Origin of the sequence: Oceanobacillus sp. HCA-5259 (genome assembly GCF_037892815.1) — a bacterium.
Taxonomy (GTDB): Bacteria; Bacillota; Bacilli; order Bacillales; family Amphibacillaceae; genus Oceanobacillus; species Oceanobacillus indicireducens.
Window position 1 is genome coordinate 53,075 of record NZ_JBBKBV010000017.1, and the last position, 16,142, is coordinate 69,216.

Sequence of the window (16,142 nt, forward strand, 5' to 3'; positions counted from 1 at the left end):
GCTTTGGTAGACGCTCCTTATCTGAGCGTTTTTTATTTTTATATATATTTAATTTTAAAAGGATAAGGGGACAATTAGAAGCAAATTTTTCCGTTCGCAACGCATTTTCCAATTTTAGGAGGAAAAGTGGAATGAAAAAGTATTTTCAGTTTGAAGAGCTCGGCACAAACTACAAAACAGAATCCATTGCAGGGCTGACTACCTTTCTAGCGATGGCATACATTCTTTTTGTTAACCCGGCAACACTTTCAGCTGCGGGGATGCCTGAGGGGGCGGTATTTACAGCAACAGCAGTAGCCGCCGCAGTAGGTACACTAACAATGGGTGTGCTCGGGAAATATCCTGTCGCACTCGCACCGGGAATGGGCTTGAACGCATTCTTCGCATATACTGTTGTTTTACAATACGGAATACCTTGGGAAACTGCTCTATCCGGAGTTCTTGTATCCGGAGTTATTTTTATCTTCTTATCTTTATCAGGTTTAAGAGAAATTATCATTAATGCAATCCCTGGAAATTTGAAGCTTGCAGTAGGTGCAGGGATTGGCTTATATATTGCTTTTATCGGCTTATCGAGTGCAGAAATTGTCGTTGCAAATGAAGCGACACTTGTAGGGCTTGGAAATTTGCGGGATCCGAATGTGTTGCTGACAGTATTTGGTCTGATTGCGGCCGTTGTTTTACTAATAAGAGGTGTTAAAGCCGGAATTTTTTACGGAATGATTTTGACGGCAATTGTCGGGATGATCTTTGGTTTAATTCCTGTTCCACAAGGGATTGGCGATATCGTTGGTACAGTACCGAGCTTAGCACCTACGTTTGGTCAAGCATTCATTAATTTTGGTGACATATTTACTGTTGAGATGCTTATTGTTATTTTAACGTTTTTATTCGTTGATTTCTTTGATACAGCTGGTACATTAGTTGCGGTTGCAACTCAAGCTGGTCTTGTGAAAGACAATAAACTTCCACGGGCTGGTCGTGCATTACTAGCAGACTCAACAGCAACAGTTGTCGGTGCGGTTGTCGGTACGTCAACAACGACATCTTATGTGGAGTCAACTGCTGGTGTTGGTGCGGGTGGACGAACTGGTTTTACATCCGTCGTAACAGCAGGACTTTTCCTGTTGGCCTTATTCTTCTCCCCACTTCTTGCAATTGTAACAAGTGCAGTTACAGCTCCAGCATTGGTGATTGTCGGGGTCATGATGGCGTCACAGCTTAAGAATATTGAATGGGATCGTTTCGAAGTTGCCGTTCCTTCCTTCTTTATCGTGCTAATGATGTCTCTTACTTATAGTATCGCAACAGGAATTGCGATTGGCTTTATATTCTATCCGATTACGATGATTGTAATGGGGAAAGCGAAAGAGATCCACCCGATCATGTACGGATTATTCGTTACCTTTATATTGTATTTTATTTTCTTAAGCTAAAGAACAAAGGTGAAGGTGCTGGCAATTTTAGGTATCGCGGAATTTAGCCACGTATTAACGTCTGTAATACCCCCACCTCTAAACAAGAGGGAAAACCAAAATGTCAAGGTGGGGGATAATACAGTCCGTAAATCCCTGATTCTGTTCAACTAACATTCAGTTGGGAGGGGAGGAACCCCCCGCTGAATGAAGTTTCACTTTACCGTTTTTTATGCAATGCAAAAAGTCGGGCCTCTATTAGGTTCGGCTTTTTTTGTATAAGTAATAATTAAAAGTATCAGATGATACAATATAGGGTAGGGAGGGATTGATGGTGAGACCTTTAATTGGGGTAGTACCGGGAATGGAATTAAATGAGAAGCATTATAAAATAACGAAAAATAATATGCTCGCAATCGAACAAGCGGGGGGAATTCCTCTTGTGATGCCTTATTTAACAAATTCAGATATGATCGATGAACTGATTGAACGGATTGACGGACTGTTTCTAACGGGTGGAGATGATATTGATCCGATTTACTTTAATGAAGAACCCCATTTGAATCTTGGTCCGTTTATCCCAGAGCGGGATGCGTTTGAAATGAAAATAACAAGGGAAATATTAGCGAAGGATAAGCCGGTATTTGGGGTGTGTAAGGGGGCGCAAATGTTGAATCTTGCGGCTGATGGTGATATGTATCAGGATATTTGCGGGCAGCTAAAGGGTGAACTGATCCAACATAGTCAAAAGGCTGCCAATTATGCACCAATCCATGCAGTCGAATTAATGAAGGGTTCTTTGATCTATCGATTGGCCGAGGAGAAAACGATTCGAGTGAATAGTTATCATCATCAGGCAAATCGTAAGCCTGGTAAGCATTTTATCATTAGCGGAAAAGCCCGTGATGGCGTTGTTGAAGTTGTGGAAAGCACAGTTCACCGTTTTGCATTAGGAGTCCAGTGGCATCCGGAGCATATGAAAGATCCTGTGTCGAAAAAGATATTTCGTGGATTTGTTGCTGCGTGTGAAGAAGGAAAAAGAGAAAAGAAAAAGGCTTGAGAAGATTGAATTTCCCAAGCCTCTGTTTTAGTTTTCAGTCATAACGTTCCAATGGGTTTCGATAAAATCATCTCGCCCAGATTTTGTCCGGTCTTTCTCATATACTTCTTTTTCTTTTTTATAGAAGTCTTGATGGTATTCTTCTGCCGGGTAAAAACGAGTTGCTGGAAGGATTTCCGTTACAATCGGTTTCTTAAAAATTCCACTTTCTGCTAACTTTTCCTTTGATTGTTGAGCCTTCTCCTTTTGCTCTGGAGTCGTATGAAAAATTGCTGCCCGGTATTGGCTGCCGCGATCATGGAACTGACCACCAGCATCAGTCGGATCGATTTGCTTCCAATATAAATCAAGAATTGTATCATAGCTTATTATCTCAGGGTCGAACGTGATTTCAACTGCTTCGTAATGGCCAGTTTCCCCTGTTTTCACTTGTTCATAGGTTGGATTTTCCACCTGGCCACCCGTATAACCGGAGATTACGTTATGAACGCCTTCCCATGTATCAAACGGCTTTACCATGCACCAGAAACAGCCACCTGCAAATATTGCCTTTTCTACAGCCATATCTATACCTCCAAGTCTTTCGGTTTCTTTCTAACATTCTTTCATATAGAATAAAATTAATAATATCATGGAAAAGCAGGTGAAACAATGGAGGAGCCACATCTACATAAATTGTTTATCGGTAAAGTGCAGCGGGTAGGTAAAGAAAATGCGGAAAATCCATTAGAAAGGCAATGGGAAACAGGAATTTTTAAAGGTGAAACAAAAGGGCCGATCTGGCTTAATAAAACTGGTTTTATAGGCGATGAAGTTGGCGATAAGAAGAATCACGGCGGAATGGAGAAGGCTGTTTTTTGCTATCCGATCAAGCATTATACATACTGGCAGGAGAAATATGACCATGAAGATCTCGTAATGGGAGGTATGGGAGAGAACTTTGCTGTGCTGGAAATGGATGAATTCAGTGTATGTATTGGTGATACGTACAAGGTCGGTGATGCGGTGATTCAGGTTTCACAGCCCCGACAGCCATGCTGGAGACCGGCACGCCGTTTTCAGATTCTTGATCTCGCTCTCCAGATTCAGAATACAGGAAGGACAGGCTGGTATTTCCGTGTACTTGAAGAAGGTAATGTCAAAGCGGATAGTCCAATTGACTTAGTGGAGCGCCCTTATCCACAGTGGACTGTTCAAGCTGCGAATGAAGTGATGCATTTTTATAAAGATGACTTACGGCTCGCAGACGAACTAGCTTCCTGTGAATTGTTGGCTAAGAATTGGGTCAAGCGTTTGAGGAAGCGATTGCGCGGTCAAGAGTCAGGAATAGATCGACGTGTATTTGGTCCGAATAAAGAATAAGTTAGGAGCGGATAAGTCATGGAAGTTGTTCTGAATGAATTGAAACTAGATGCGCAGAATGTTAAAGAGGAAATTAGGGAAGATAAAGGAAAGATACGGAAATTTATCGCTTTTGACTTTAAAGTTCATAGTGACGACTATCATGACGTGACGACGGAACTATATAAAAATGATTTTTTAGTCCGTGTGCCGGAAAGAAATCTCGAGTTCCAAGCAGTGATTCATAACTATTCGACTTCCGTTACAGATTTATATGTGCAAGATGCGGTTGGGGATTTTAAGTTGGAACTAATTGAAAAGTAAGAAGAAAGAATGATGTTTTCGAGGGGGATTGCGATGCTTGAAAATGCGTTAATTATGGTGGCAATTATTTTTATAATCAATGTCGTCTATGTATCAATGTTTACAGTGCGGATGATTTTTACATTAAAAGGCAAGCGTTATATCGCGGCTTTAGTAGGTATGTTCGAAATTGTCATCTATGTCATCGGGTTAGGGTTAGTGCTTGACAATTTGAATGAGATCCAGAACCTGATTGCCTATGCGCTCGGGTTTGGACTTGGTGTAATTGTCGGTTCCATGATTGAAGAAAAGCTCGCGCTCGGATATATCGTTGTGAATGTAACCTCCTCCAATCCGGACATTAAGTTCACCCAACAAATTAGGGAAAAGGGGTTCGGTGTTACGAGTTGGTATGCTTATGGGATGGAAGGGGACCGCTTAGCGATGCAAATCTTGACGCCGAGAAAATATGAACTTTCCCTATATGAACTCATTCAGGAAATTGATCCGAAAGCATTTATCATCTCTTATGAGCCAAAGCAAATCCACGGTGGGTTCTGGGTGAAACAAGTGAAGAAAAGTAAGATTCAGAAGCACCATGAAGAGCTCGTGGAAGAACATGAGAAGGAGAAAGAGGAAGAAGGCTGAGGCATTTAGTTTATATACACTTTGATATGTGTGGAGTCGCATATATCAAAGTGTATTTTTTTATTTTATTATGGTTGCTTTCCCATTAGAATATTATAAATGTGCTTACGCGAGATTAAAACTCGGTTGTTTTCCTTAAAAAGCAAGATGAATGGACGAATGGGAAAGTAAAGTCCGGTTATATTCCCAATAAAGCAAGAAGAATGAGGGAATGGGAAAATAAAGTCCGGTTATATTCCCATTAAGGCAAGAAGAATGAGCTAAAGGGAAAATAAAGTCCGGTTATATTCCCATTAAGGCAAGAAGAATGAGCTAAAGGGAAAATAAAGCCCAGTTATATTCCCAATAAAGCCTGGGTGTTTAGCCGTTTAACCATATCCTTCGCTCACTTTTAAATTTCGATGTATAAGAGTTACACACCCCCATCATTTTCAGTCCAGCAAATTTGAGCAAACCACTAAAGTGGGACAAATGCTCTGACCCCATGTCCCAGAAAAAGAGTGAAATCCGAACGTTAATAGGTGAAGTTATTTTATCGTTCGATTTTTGTTGATTTTCCTTCCTTGTTTTGATATGCTTAACGCAGAAAAAGTGAATAAAACACCTCATATATTTCATGGAGAATATGGCTCCGAAGTTTCTACCCTTGACCGTAAATCTAAGGACTATGAGGGGAGATGGGTCATTATGCAAAATAATGATGAATGTTATCTACTCGTAGTCTATCATCTTCTCTTATATGTGGAGAATTAGATAGACTTTTTTAATCTTAATGGAAAGTAGGGATTTTCATGGCTTTAGTAGGTGTAATCATGGGAAGTATCTCTGATTGGGAAACGATGGAACATACGTGCAAGGCACTTGAAGAATTAGAAATTCCGTATGAAAAAGAAGTAATTTCTGCACACCGTACACCGGATGATATGTTTGAATATGCGAAAAATGCCCGGAAGCGCGGACTAAAAGTAATTATCGCTGGTGCGGGGGGAGCGGCACACTTACCAGGAATGGTAGCTTCGCAAACCAATCTTCCGGTTATCGGCGTACCAGTCCAGGCGAGAGCGCTGAACGGACTGGATTCCTTACTATCGATTGTGCAAATGCCTGGTGGTGTACCGACTGCGACTGTAGCTATTGGAAAAGCCGGAGCGACGAATGCAGGAATTTTAGCCGCTCAGATTATCGGTACTTATGATGAAGGAACAGCGAATAGATTAGTAGATTATCGAAATGGAATGAAAGAAAAAGTAGCAGAAATGAGGGGAGCTCTTGCAGACAAATAAAGTGATTCTACCACCTAAAACGATTGGAATTATTGGCGGCGGGCAACTTGGTCGGATGATGGCAATTGCAGCGAGATACATGGGGTATAAAATCGCTGTCCTGGATCCGACACCATATTGTCCGACAGCCCAAGTGGCGGACACACAAATTACAGCAGCGTACGATGACATGAATGCCATCAAAGAACTGACAAAAATCAGTGATGTCATTACGTATGAATTTGAAAATGTTGATTTGGAAGCGGCGACGTATATTGAATCCCTTAGTAAATTACCCCAAGGTTCCCTCGCGCTTGAAGTCACGCAAAACAGAGAGAAAGAAAAGACAACGATCAAAGACCTCGGTCTCCCAGTACCGGACTTTTCCATTGTAAGAAATGGAGCAGAAGCAAAAGCTGCATTAGAAACAGTGAAACTACCTGTTGTTATTAAAACATGCAGCGGTGGTTATGACGGAAAAGGCCAGCTGAAGATCGAGACAGAAGCGGATAAAGAAGAAGCAATCCGATTTGCGGAAGAACAGAAGCACTGCATCATTGAAGAATGGGTTCCTTTTGATAAAGAAATTTCCGTCGTGTTTTCAAGGACTGCAACAGGTGAGATTGAGTATTTCCCGATTTCTGAGAATGAGCATCGCGACCATATTTTATATAAAACAACCGTCCCGGCTGCTGTCAGTAAATCAGTCCAAGAGAAAGCATACCATGCGGCGAAATTACTCGGGGAGAAAATGGGAATTGTCGGAACGTTTGCGATTGAGATATTTGTAAGTGGAGATGACATTTACTTAAATGAAATGGCACCCCGACCGCACAATTCTGGTCATTACAGCATTGAAGCATGTAACGTATCACAGTTCGATCAACATGTCCTCGCTATTTGCGGGCTTCCATTAAAGGAAATCGAATTATTACAGCCGGCAGTGATGGTGAACGTGCTCGGTGAACATGTCGAAGGATTGCTCGAACATATGCAAGGGAGTTCGTTGGGGCACAGCCATTTATATGGTAAAGCTAGTGTGAAAGAAAAGCGGAAGATGGGTCATATCACTTTTGTCGACAAGGACGAGCAAGCAGTATTGCGCCAAGTTGCTGTTTATGAAAACGGCAAGTAGCAAATTTCCAAACACGGAGGGGAAAAGGAATGAGCAATAATTCAATGACAAATGAGCAAATTGAAACGGAAAAAATCTATCGGGAAATGGGATTAACGGATGAGGAGTTCCAACTCGTAAAAGAAAAAATGCAGCGACTCCCGAATTATACGGAAACTGGAATTTTTTCCGTTATGTGGTCAGAGCATTGTAGCTACAAAACATCGACACCATTATTAAAAAAATTCCCGACAAAAGGCGAACATGTCCTCCAAGGGCCTGGTGAAGGTGCTGGTGTTGTTGATATTGGTGACGAGCAGGCGGTTGTCTTTAAGATTGAAAGCCATAACAGCCCGTCTTACATTGAACCATTCGAGGGTTCGGCTACAGGAGTCGGCGGGATATTACGTGACGTATTTTCGATGGGAGCCAAGCCGATCGCTGCTCTCAATTCCCTTCGTTTTGGAAAGTTGGATCAAGACCGGACGAAATGGTTATTCACCGAAGCAGTTCGCGGTATTGCGAATTACGGAAATACGATTGGAGTTCCCACAGTTGGCGGGGAAGTTCAATTTGATGAAAGCTATGAAGCGAATCCGCTTGTCAATGCGATGGTCGTTGGGCTCGTTAATCATAAAGACGTGCAAAAAGGGGTAGCATCTGGTGTCGGTAATACAGTCATTTATGCTGGTGGGAAGACTGGAAGAGACGGAATCCATGGTGCTACATTCTCCTCCGATATCGTGGAAGCAGAAGAAGATCATAAGTCAGCTGTTGCGATTGGTGACCCGCATATGGGTAAGAAACTGATTGAAGCTTGTCTTGAAGTCATTCATTCGGATGCACTCGTTGGAATCCAAGATATGGGAGCGGCAGGCCTTACATCTTCAGCAAGTGAAATGGCGAGTAAGGCGGGAACTGGGATAGAACTTGTTCTTGACCATGTCCCGCAGCGGGAAGAAAATATGAACGCATACGAAATGATGTTATCTGAATCCCAAGAGCGCATGCTGCTAGTTGTAGAAAAAGGTCGGGAGCATGAAATCATAGCCATTTTCGAGAAGCATGGTGTTGAAGCGGTAGCAATCGGTGAGGTACTTGAAGAAGAAGTTTTCCGAACTAAACATCAAGGTGAAATCTATGCGGAAATCCCAGTTGCAGCTCTGACAGATGATGCACCTGTGTATGAGATGCCTTCTAAAGAACCGGATAATTATCGCGCATTACAAGCACAGGAAGTTACAATCCCTGCTGACTTGAACCATAGTGAAATGCTCCGGACCTTATTACAGCAGCCGACAATTGCTAGTAAGGAATGGGCGTATAAACAATATGATTCAGAAGCGCAAGGAAACACCATTGCTGGACCTGGTCATGATGCAGCAGTCGTAAAGATTGATGGAACGGATAAAGCAATTGCGATTACAACGGATTGTAATTCTCGTTATCTCTATTTAGATCCGAATGTGGGCGGACAAATTGCGGTCGCTGAAGCAAGCAGGAACATTGTTTGTACTGGTGCGAAGCCACTTGCAATTACGGATGGATTAAACTACGGAGACCCGACAAAGCCTGAGAACTTCTGGCAAATGGAACAGAGTATCGACGGGATTCGTGAAGCTTGTCTAGCACTTGAGACACCGGTAATCAGCGGGAATGTATCGCTTTACAATGAGTCGAAAGGTGAAGCGATCATGCCGACACCAATTATCGGAATGGTTGGTTTACTGGAAGATACGAAATATTTAACACCGAACACGTTCCAAGCAGCAGGAGATGCGATTTATCTCATCGGCGAAACAGAAGCAGAGTTCGGGGGAAGTGAACTGCAGAACGTTTTAGAAGGAAAGTACGCAGGTAAAGCTCCTAAAATAAACTTAGAGACAGAAACAGCAAGACAGAAACAGATCTTAGAGGCGATCCGGGCAGGAGTCGTAGCATCGGCTCATGATATTTCAGAAGGTGGTTTTGCCGTTGCCCTTGCTGAATCCGCATTTAATGAGAAAGGTTTAGGAGTGGCAGTTACGCTGGAAGGGGACGCGACAACTGCATTATTCAGTGAAACCCAGTCGCGCTTTATTCTTTCTGTTAAAAAAGAAAACAAAGCGAAATTTGAAGAAATCGTTCGTGACGCAACCGAAATCGGCACGGTGACAACAGATGGAACATACGAAATCCAAGTAAGTGGCCAAGCAATCATTAAGGAAAATGTAGACCAACTCAATACGCTCTGGAAAGAAGCAATCCCGGCGTTATTGAAATCTTAAAGCTAAAAGAGGAATGCCTTATGTTTGGAATTTGGGGACATACCCATGCTGCTGCGCTCTCCTATTATGGGCTGCACGCTCAGCAGCATCGTGGACAAGAAGGGGCCGGCGTTGTTGTCAATGATGGAGAAGAATTGAAGCTCCATAAAGGATTAGGACTTGTCAATGATGTATTTAAACATGCCGATTTTCAGGAGTTTACAGGTAAAGCAGCAATCGCCCATATCCGCTATTCGAAGCATGGGGATAAAAATCGGGCGGTGGATAGTGTCGAGCCACTCGTCTTTCATTCAAGATCAACGAGTATAGCCATTGCCGACAGTGGCAATATCGTCAATGGTGAAAAACTGCGTGAAGAATTGGAGGATAACGGCAGTATTTTACAGAGTGCGACAGATTCGGAGCTCCTCGCCCACTTGATTAAACGCAGCAAGAAAAAGTCGAACGAAACAGCGATAATAGAAGCTCTTCAGCAACTTAAAGGTGCTTATACATTTTTAATTATGGATCAAGCGCATATGTATGTCGTGAATGATCCCCACGGTATCCGTCCCCTTTCAATCGGGAGACTCGGGGAAGCGTACGTTGTTGCCTCGGAAACGAGTGCTTTTGATATTGTTGGTGCAACCTTTGAACGAGAAGTTTTGCCTGGTGAATTGCTTGTTATTAGTGACGAAGGATTGAAGTCTGTAAGATTTGCCATGCGGGAACAGCGCCGTCTCTGTGCGATGGAATATGTTTATTTTTCCAGGCCGGACAGTGATTTAAATCAGGTAAATGTTCATGCCTCAAGAAAACGGATGGGGATGGAGCTGGCGAAAGAAGCACCAGTGGAAGCTGATGTCGTGACCGGGGTTCCGGATTCAAGTATTTCGGCAGCGATTGGGTACGCAGAGCAAATCGGTTTACCATATGAAATGGGTATTATAAAAAATCGTTACATCGGTCGGACATTTATCCAACCATCCCAGGAACTAAGAGAGCAAGGGGTAAAGTTGAAGCTTTCACCGGTGCGTGGGATTGTCGATGGGAAAAGGGTTGTCATGATTGATGATTCAATTGTACGGGGGACGACCTCTAAACATATTGTAAGGCTGTTAAAAGAAGCGGGAGCAAAAGAAGTGCATGTGCGTATTGCTTCACCCGCGATTCAGAATCCTTGTTATTACGGAATTGATATGTCAACGAGGGAAGAATTGATTGCAGCGAACAACTCACTTAAGGAAATAGCTGAGCTGATCGGAGCAGACAGTATCGAGTATCTTTCCGTAGAAGGAATGAAACAAGCAATTGTTCGAGAAAAGTCAATTCATCAAGGGATTTGCCATGCTTGTATGACCGGGGAATATCCGGTGCCAATTTCAGACAAAAGAGAAGATCCTTCTTAAATAATGGATAAGGAAGTGTAATCATGTCAGATGTATATAAGAAAGCAGGCGTTGATGTTGAAGCGGGCTATGAAGCGGTAGAACGGATGAAGAAGCATATTAAGAAAACAACACGCCCGGAAGTGCTCGGCGGAATCGGTGCATTCGCAGGATTATTTGATCTATCGAAGTTTTCATTTAAAGAACCGGTCATGGTTTCCGGGACAGATGGTGTCGGAACGAAACTAAAGCTTGCCTTCGAAATGGATAAGCATGACACGGTAGGGATTGACCTTGTTGCGATGTGTGCGAACGATATCATTGCTCAAGGTGCAGAGCCATTATTTTTCCTCGATTATATTGCGTGTGGAAAGAATAATCCGGAAAAAATCGAGCAGATTGTAGCTGGCGTCGCGACCGGTTGTGTAGATGCTGGTGCTGCATTGATTGGTGGGGAAACAGCGGAAATGCCGGGGATGTATAACGACGAGGAATACGATCTTGCAGGCTTTGTTGTCGGAATTGCGGAAAAGTCGAAGCTTGTTACCGGTGAACAGATTGCGGAAGGAGACGTTCTCATCGGGCTCACGTCCAGCGGAATTCACTCCAACGGTTATTCGTTAGTGCGGAAAATCGTCGCTGATCTTGATTTTAATCAAACCTATGAAGGTCTTTCGAAACCATTGGGCGAAGTACTTTTAACTCCAACGAAGATTTACGCAAAGCCAGTTGCAAATGTACTGGAAAAAATCACGGTTAAAGGGATTTCTCATATTACTGGTGGAGGATTTTATGAAAACTTGCCACGAATGTTACCAGCTGGTTTAGGGGTCAATGTGAAACAAGGCAGCTGGAACATCCCGGAAATCTTCCCATTCTTAGAGCAAAGAGGTGTCATTCCAGAGAAAGAAATGTACGGTGTATTTAATATGGGGGTCGGAATGGTGCTTGTTGTGGAAGAAAAAGATGCAGAAGCAGCGGTTGCAATCTTGCAAGAAGCTGGGGAAGAGGCTTCCGTTATCGGTGAAGTAACTGGTGAAGAAGGAGTGCAGTTTTCCTCATGAGTATGGTGAAAATAGCTGTATTCGCATCTGGTACGGGGAGCAATTTCCAGGCTATGCTGGATACAGACAATCTCCCGTGTGAAATTGTTCTCCTCGTCTGTGATCAGCAGCAAGCTAGGGTTTTAGATAAAGCGAAGCAGCATGGTATTGAAACATTTGTCTTCTCTGCGAAGAATTATGAAAGCAAGGAAGCGTATGAATCGGAAATAGCGGAACAGCTGAGAAAGAAAGGAATCGAATGGATTTTCCTTGCGGGTTATATGCGTCTGATTGGTCCGACACTGCTTGAAGCCTACGAAGGGAAAATTGTCAACATCCATCCATCGTACTTACCTGCCTTCCCGGGGAAAGATGCAATCGGTCAAGCTTTTGAAGCTGGAGTCGAGGAGACGGGTGTTACCGTCCATTTCATCGATGAAGGAATGGATACGGGGCCGATTATTGAGCAAGTTGCTGTTCCAATTTTAGCAAATGATACGAAAGAAACGTTACAAAAAAGGATTCAAGTAGTGGAACACCGTTTGTATCCGCAAGTAATTAGAGAGCTAATACAAAAGTGAGGGATTTTTCATGGGGAAAAGAGCGTTAATCAGCGTTTCCGATAAAACGAATATTACAGAGTTTGCCAAGAATCTTGAGGGACTTGGAGTTGAAATCATTTCAACTGGAGGCACGTTACAAGCGATAGAAAGTGCAGGAGTTAAAGCGATTGCGATTGATGAAGTGACAGGATTTCCTGAAATTATGGATGGCCGTGTGAAGACATTACATCCGAAAGTTCATGGCGGACTACTTGGAAAACGCTCCAACGCCGGTCATAGGAAAGAAATGGAAGAAAATGAGATTGAGCCGATTGATATCGTTGTTGTCAATCTTTATCCATTCAAAGAAACATTACAAAAGCAAAATGTATCAAAGGAAGAAATTATCGAGAACATTGATATCGGTGGCCCGACAATGCTTCGTTCTGCTGCAAAGAACTTTGAGGACGTGCTTGTGGTTGTGGACCCGGAAGATTATCCGCGGGTGATAGAAGCGTTGCAGGCAGACGATACGCCGTACGAACTTCGTCAGCAATTAGCGGCAAAAGTGTTCCGCCATACGGCAAATTATGATGCAATGATTGCAGGTTATTTCGCAGGAGAGACCAAAGAAGAATTCCCAGAAACCTATACGGTTACATATGAAAAAGTCCAGGACTTGCGTTACGGGGAGAACCCGCATCAGAAAGCAGCCTTTTACCGTGCACCACTAGCAACTGGAATTAGTTTAGCTGGAGCGAAACAGTTACACGGAAAAGAGCTATCTTATAACAATATTCAGGATGCGAATGCGGCGCTTGAGATTGTCGGCGAGTATGAAGATGCAGCAGCTGTGGCGGTAAAGCATATGAACCCGTGCGGAATTGGCGTTGCTGCTAACCTGCATGATGCATATAAACTAGCGTATGATGCGGATCCGATTTCAATTTTCGGTGGAATTGTTGCACTTAACCGCGAAGTCGATCAAGCAACAGCGCAAAGTTTACGTGAAATATTCCTTGAAATCATTGTAGCACCAAGTTTTTCAAAAGAAGCACTGGATATTCTGACAGAAAAGAAAAACATTCGCTTACTTGAAGTAGATATGTCGCAAAACAAAGAAGTGAACCACAAACTGACAACTGTTGGCGGCGGTGTGCTTATTCAGCACCAAGATGCTGGACAAGTTACAGCAGACGATCTCCAAGTTGTAACGAAGAAGCAACCGACAGAACAAGAGATTGCTGATTTGCTATTTGCTTGGAAGGCAGTGAAACATGTAAAGTCGAATGCGATTGTGCTCGCGAAGGATAACCAGACAATTGGAATTGGAGCAGGCCAGATGAACCGGGTCGGCTCCGCTAAAATTGCAATTGAACAAGCAGGAGAGAAAGCGAACGGATCAGTGCTGGCGTCTGACGCATTTTTCCCGATGCCGGACACAGTGGAGAATGCAATTAAAGCAGGGATCACAGCAATCATTCAACCAGGCGGCTCGAAGCGTGACCAGGATTCGATTGATGTCTGTGATGAGCACGGGATTGCCATGGTTTATACAAATATGCGTCATTTCAAACATTAATTGAAATCGGGAAATAGAGGAGAATAGCGATGAACGTATTAGTTGTTGGTCGTGGTGGCCGTGAACATAGTATTGTTACAAAGCTAAAGGAAAGCGAGCAGGTTACAACCATTTTTGCAGCACCAGGAAATGCAGGTATGGCGGGAACGGCTGAATGTGTGGCCATTGATGAGATGGATATTGCCGGACTTGTAGCTTTCGCGAAAGAAAAGAAATGTGATCTAACTGTCGTCGGCCCGGAAAGTCCGTTGAATGCAGGGATCGCTGATGCCTTTCAGGAAGCAGGCTTAAAGATCTTTGCTCCGACAAAGGCGGCAGCTCTATTAGAAGGCAGTAAAAGTTTTGCAAAAGAATTTATGAAGAAATATGATGTGCCGACTGCCGATTATGCGGTTTTCAATGATGCGAACCAGGCGAAAGCATATATTAAGGAAAAAGGTGCTCCAATTGTTGTGAAAGCAGATGGTCTCGCTGCTGGAAAAGGAGTTATTGTTGCACTAACGGAAGAAGAAGCACTAGCAGCTGTTGATGAAATGCTTGTATCGAAAGCCTTCGCTGAAGCTGGTGCGACTGTCGTTATTGAAGAGTTCCTTGATGGGAAAGAATTTTCTCTCATGGCTTTCGTAAAAGAAGATAAGGTGTTCCCGATGGTGACCGCACGCGACCATAAGCGTGCGTTTGACGGAGATGCGGGACCGAATACCGGCGGCATGGGTGCTTTTGCTCCTGCTGACGATGTGACGGAGAAAGATCTGGACTTTGCGATGGAGCATATTTTACTTCGGACGGCAAAAGGGATGATTGCGGAAGGTCGTCCGTTCACAGGAATCCTTTATGCTGGACTGATTATGACGAAAGAAGGACCGAAAGTCATTGAATTCAATACGAGATTCGGTGACCCGGAAACACAGGTTGTCCTGCCGTTATTGAAAAATGATTTATACCAAGTGTTTATTGATGTGATTGATGGCGCGGATCCGAAGCTTGTCTGGGAAGACAAGGCTTGTCTCGGCGTTGTCGTTGCGTCGGTTGGCTATCCGGGGGCTTACACGAAAGGTATCGTGCTGCCAGCCTTGCCGGAAGGGCCTAATCCATTTACAGTACATGCCGGGACCGTGCTTGAAAATAACAGACTCGTTTCGGATGGTGGGCGTGTGCTTCTCGTTGGAGCTGTTGCTGATACGAGAGAGAATGCAGCGAAACTCGTTTATGAATCAATGGGTGAACTAAAAAGTTCAAACGACTTTTTCTATCGTACGGATATTGGTAAACTATAAAAGAACTGGGACAAGGGCACTGACCCCAATGTCATCAAGTTAAGCTATAAATAATTACAGTTAAACGATGACAAAGTTAAGCATAAACAGCATGAGGGTAACAAAAGTGAATTTATTTCTGCCTTCCCTTGTGAAGTAGCTACTTTTGGTTCGGGATTCACACATAAAGCTGTAATCATAAAAAATTATCCGACTTAATTCCACAGCTTCTAAAAACTTACTTTTAGTCAACATAATCACCCCTTATTGTTGGTATAATACCTTTACCAACAATAAGGGGTTTTGAAACCAGTTATGGAATTTCCTGTTTAGGGGTCAGAGCAAGTGTCCCAGTTATGATTAAGATGGTATGAAACGATTGGTTTCGTTCGATCAGGTCGGCTTCATACCATTTGGTACGCAGTAAAATTATTCTTTAACATTGCTGGCGATTTTTTGGATTTCTTCTTTTGATAGACCAGTTATTTCTTCGATGATATGAGGATCTAAGCCTTTTTTTATCGAGTTTTTAACCAGTATTTCCTCCATTTCCTTTTTACCTAGTTCTTTACCTTCCTCACGAAACATATCAGCCAAGCTCATAATAATTTTGCTCCCTTCTGGGTGGGACATTGGGGTCAGAGCAAGTGTCCCAGTTATGATTAAGATGGTATGGAACGCTTGGTTACGCTTGATCAGGTCGGCTTCATACCATTTGGTACGCAGTAAAATTATTCTTTAACATTGCTGGCGATTTTTTGGATTTCTTCTTGTGATAGACCAGTTATTTCTTTGATGATATGAGGATCTAAGCCTTTTTTTATCGAGTTTTTAACAAGTATTTCTTCCATTTCCTTTTTACCTTGTTTTTTACCTAGTTCTTTACCTTCCTCACGAAACATATCAGCCAGGCTCATAATAATTTTGCTCCCTTCTGGATAT

General features: G+C 43.0%; 16 protein-coding genes and 1 riboswitch. Of the genes, 13 read left to right on the forward strand and 3 right to left on the reverse strand.

The window, feature by feature from the left end:
* Positions 1-131: 131 nt before the first annotated feature.
* Together WKU33_RS11050 and WKU33_RS11055 are read left to right on the forward strand one after the other, a co-directional pair.
* Positions 132-1,436, forward strand: coding sequence for an NCS2 family permease (locus WKU33_RS11050; protein WP_188858370.1), 1,305 nt, complete (start codon positions 132-134; stop codon positions 1,434-1,436).
* Positions 1,437-1,749: 313 nt separating this feature from the next.
* Positions 1,750-2,475: a gamma-glutamyl-gamma-aminobutyrate hydrolase family protein gene (locus WKU33_RS11055; RefSeq protein ID WP_188858367.1), complete on the forward strand. Its 726-nt coding sequence runs from the start codon at positions 1,750-1,752 to the stop codon at positions 2,473-2,475.
* Positions 2,476-2,502: 27 nt separating this feature from the next.
* Here the strand turns inward: WKU33_RS11055 and msrA are convergent, their stop codons facing one another.
* A complete protein-coding gene (msrA, locus tag WKU33_RS11060; RefSeq protein WP_188858365.1) occupies positions 2,503-3,039 on the reverse strand; it encodes a peptide-methionine (S)-S-oxide reductase MsrA in 537 nt (178 codons plus the stop codon).
* A gap of 87 nt (positions 3,040-3,126) precedes the next feature.
* On the opposite strand from msrA, the gene WKU33_RS11065 reads away from it, so the two are divergent.
* From WKU33_RS11065 to purD, 11 genes are all read left to right on the forward strand, one after another.
* Complete coding sequence (locus tag WKU33_RS11065) at positions 3,127-3,837, forward strand: MOSC domain-containing protein (RefSeq protein WP_340454556.1); 711 nt, start codon at positions 3,127-3,129, stop codon at positions 3,835-3,837.
* 18 nt (positions 3,838-3,855) lie between these two features.
* Positions 3,856-4,140 (forward strand): DUF3219 family protein, encoded by a 285-nt coding sequence (locus WKU33_RS11070; protein ID WP_188858361.1) that lies wholly within the window; start codon positions 3,856-3,858, stop codon positions 4,138-4,140.
* Between the two features lie 33 nt (positions 4,141-4,173).
* Positions 4,174-4,767 carry a DUF2179 domain-containing protein gene (locus tag WKU33_RS11075; RefSeq protein WP_188858359.1) on the forward strand — a complete coding sequence of 198 codons (594 nt, stop codon included), beginning with the start codon at positions 4,174-4,176 and terminating at the stop codon, positions 4,765-4,767.
* 585 nt (positions 4,768-5,352) lie between these two features.
* Positions 5,353-5,455: riboswitch (purine riboswitch) on the forward strand.
* A gap of 103 nt (positions 5,456-5,558) precedes the next feature.
* On the forward strand, positions 5,559-6,050 hold the full coding sequence (gene purE, locus WKU33_RS11080; protein ID WP_340454559.1) for a 5-(carboxyamino)imidazole ribonucleotide mutase: 492 nt from the start codon (positions 5,559-5,561) through the stop codon (positions 6,048-6,050).
* Complete coding sequence (gene purK, locus WKU33_RS11085) at positions 6,037-7,164, forward strand: 5-(carboxyamino)imidazole ribonucleotide synthase (protein ID WP_340454560.1); 1,128 nt, start codon at positions 6,037-6,039, stop codon at positions 7,162-7,164. The genes purE and purK overlap by 14 nt, the downstream gene beginning before the upstream one ends.
* A 29-nt stretch (positions 7,165-7,193) precedes the next feature.
* Positions 7,194-9,410: a phosphoribosylformylglycinamidine synthase subunit PurL gene (gene purL, locus WKU33_RS11090; RefSeq protein ID WP_340454562.1), complete on the forward strand. Its 2,217-nt coding sequence runs from the start codon at positions 7,194-7,196 to the stop codon at positions 9,408-9,410.
* A 20-nt stretch (positions 9,411-9,430) separates the two neighbouring features.
* Positions 9,431-10,798, forward strand: coding sequence for an amidophosphoribosyltransferase (gene purF / locus WKU33_RS11095; protein ID WP_336252471.1), 1,368 nt, complete (start codon positions 9,431-9,433; stop codon positions 10,796-10,798).
* Positions 10,799-10,821: 23 nt separating this feature from the next.
* Complete coding sequence (gene purM, locus WKU33_RS11100; RefSeq protein ID WP_340454564.1) at positions 10,822-11,841, forward strand: phosphoribosylformylglycinamidine cyclo-ligase; 1,020 nt, start codon at positions 10,822-10,824, stop codon at positions 11,839-11,841.
* Between the two features lie 2 nt (positions 11,842-11,843).
* On the forward strand, positions 11,844-12,401 hold the full coding sequence (gene purN, locus WKU33_RS11105) for a phosphoribosylglycinamide formyltransferase (RefSeq protein WP_340454578.1): 558 nt from the start codon (positions 11,844-11,846) through the stop codon (positions 12,399-12,401).
* Positions 12,402-12,411: 10 nt separating this feature from the next.
* Positions 12,412-13,944: a bifunctional phosphoribosylaminoimidazolecarboxamide formyltransferase/IMP cyclohydrolase gene (gene purH, locus WKU33_RS11110; RefSeq protein WP_340454566.1), complete on the forward strand. Its 1,533-nt coding sequence runs from the start codon at positions 12,412-12,414 to the stop codon at positions 13,942-13,944.
* Between the two features lie 29 nt (positions 13,945-13,973).
* Positions 13,974-15,221 carry a phosphoribosylamine--glycine ligase gene (purD, locus tag WKU33_RS11115; RefSeq protein WP_340454568.1) on the forward strand — a complete coding sequence of 416 codons (1,248 nt, stop codon included), beginning with the start codon at positions 13,974-13,976 and terminating at the stop codon, positions 15,219-15,221.
* A 408-nt stretch (positions 15,222-15,629) separates the two neighbouring features.
* Here the strand turns inward: purD and WKU33_RS11120 are convergent, their stop codons facing one another.
* Entirely contained in the window at positions 15,630-15,833 is a 204-nt protein-coding gene (locus tag WKU33_RS11120; RefSeq protein ID WP_340454570.1) for a hypothetical protein, read from the reverse strand.
* Positions 15,834-15,931: 98 nt separating this feature from the next.
* A partial coding sequence (locus WKU33_RS11125; RefSeq protein WP_340454572.1) for a hypothetical protein occupies positions 15,932-16,142 on the reverse strand: 211 nt, incomplete at its 5' end.

Coding starts and splice junctions, on each gene's coding strand:
- purH (WP_340454566.1), top strand. CDS start 12,412: ATGGGGAAAAGAGCGTTAATCAGCGTTTCCGATAAAACGAATATTACA.
- msrA (WP_188858365.1), bottom strand. CDS start 3,039: ATGGCTGTAGAAAAGGCAATATTTGCAGGTGGCTGTTTCTGGTGCATG.
- WKU33_RS11070 (WP_188858361.1), top strand. CDS start 3,856: ATGGAAGTTGTTCTGAATGAATTGAAACTAGATGCGCAGAATGTTAAA.
- WKU33_RS11065 (WP_340454556.1), top strand. CDS start 3,127: ATGGAGGAGCCACATCTACATAAATTGTTTATCGGTAAAGTGCAGCGG.
- WKU33_RS11075 (WP_188858359.1), top strand. CDS start 4,174: ATGCTTGAAAATGCGTTAATTATGGTGGCAATTATTTTTATAATCAAT.
- purF (WP_336252471.1), top strand. CDS start 9,431: ATGTTTGGAATTTGGGGACATACCCATGCTGCTGCGCTCTCCTATTAT.
- purN (WP_340454578.1), top strand. CDS start 11,844: ATGGTGAAAATAGCTGTATTCGCATCTGGTACGGGGAGCAATTTCCAG.
- purE (WP_340454559.1), top strand. CDS start 5,559: ATGGCTTTAGTAGGTGTAATCATGGGAAGTATCTCTGATTGGGAAACG.
- WKU33_RS11120 (WP_340454570.1), bottom strand. CDS start 15,833: ATGTCCCACCCAGAAGGGAGCAAAATTATTATGAGCTTGGCTGATATG.
- purM (WP_340454564.1), top strand. CDS start 10,822: ATGTCAGATGTATATAAGAAAGCAGGCGTTGATGTTGAAGCGGGCTAT.
- WKU33_RS11050 (WP_188858370.1), top strand. CDS start 132: ATGAAAAAGTATTTTCAGTTTGAAGAGCTCGGCACAAACTACAAAACA.
- purD (WP_340454568.1), top strand. CDS start 13,974: ATGAACGTATTAGTTGTTGGTCGTGGTGGCCGTGAACATAGTATTGTT.
- purL (WP_340454562.1), top strand. CDS start 7,194: ATGAGCAATAATTCAATGACAAATGAGCAAATTGAAACGGAAAAAATC.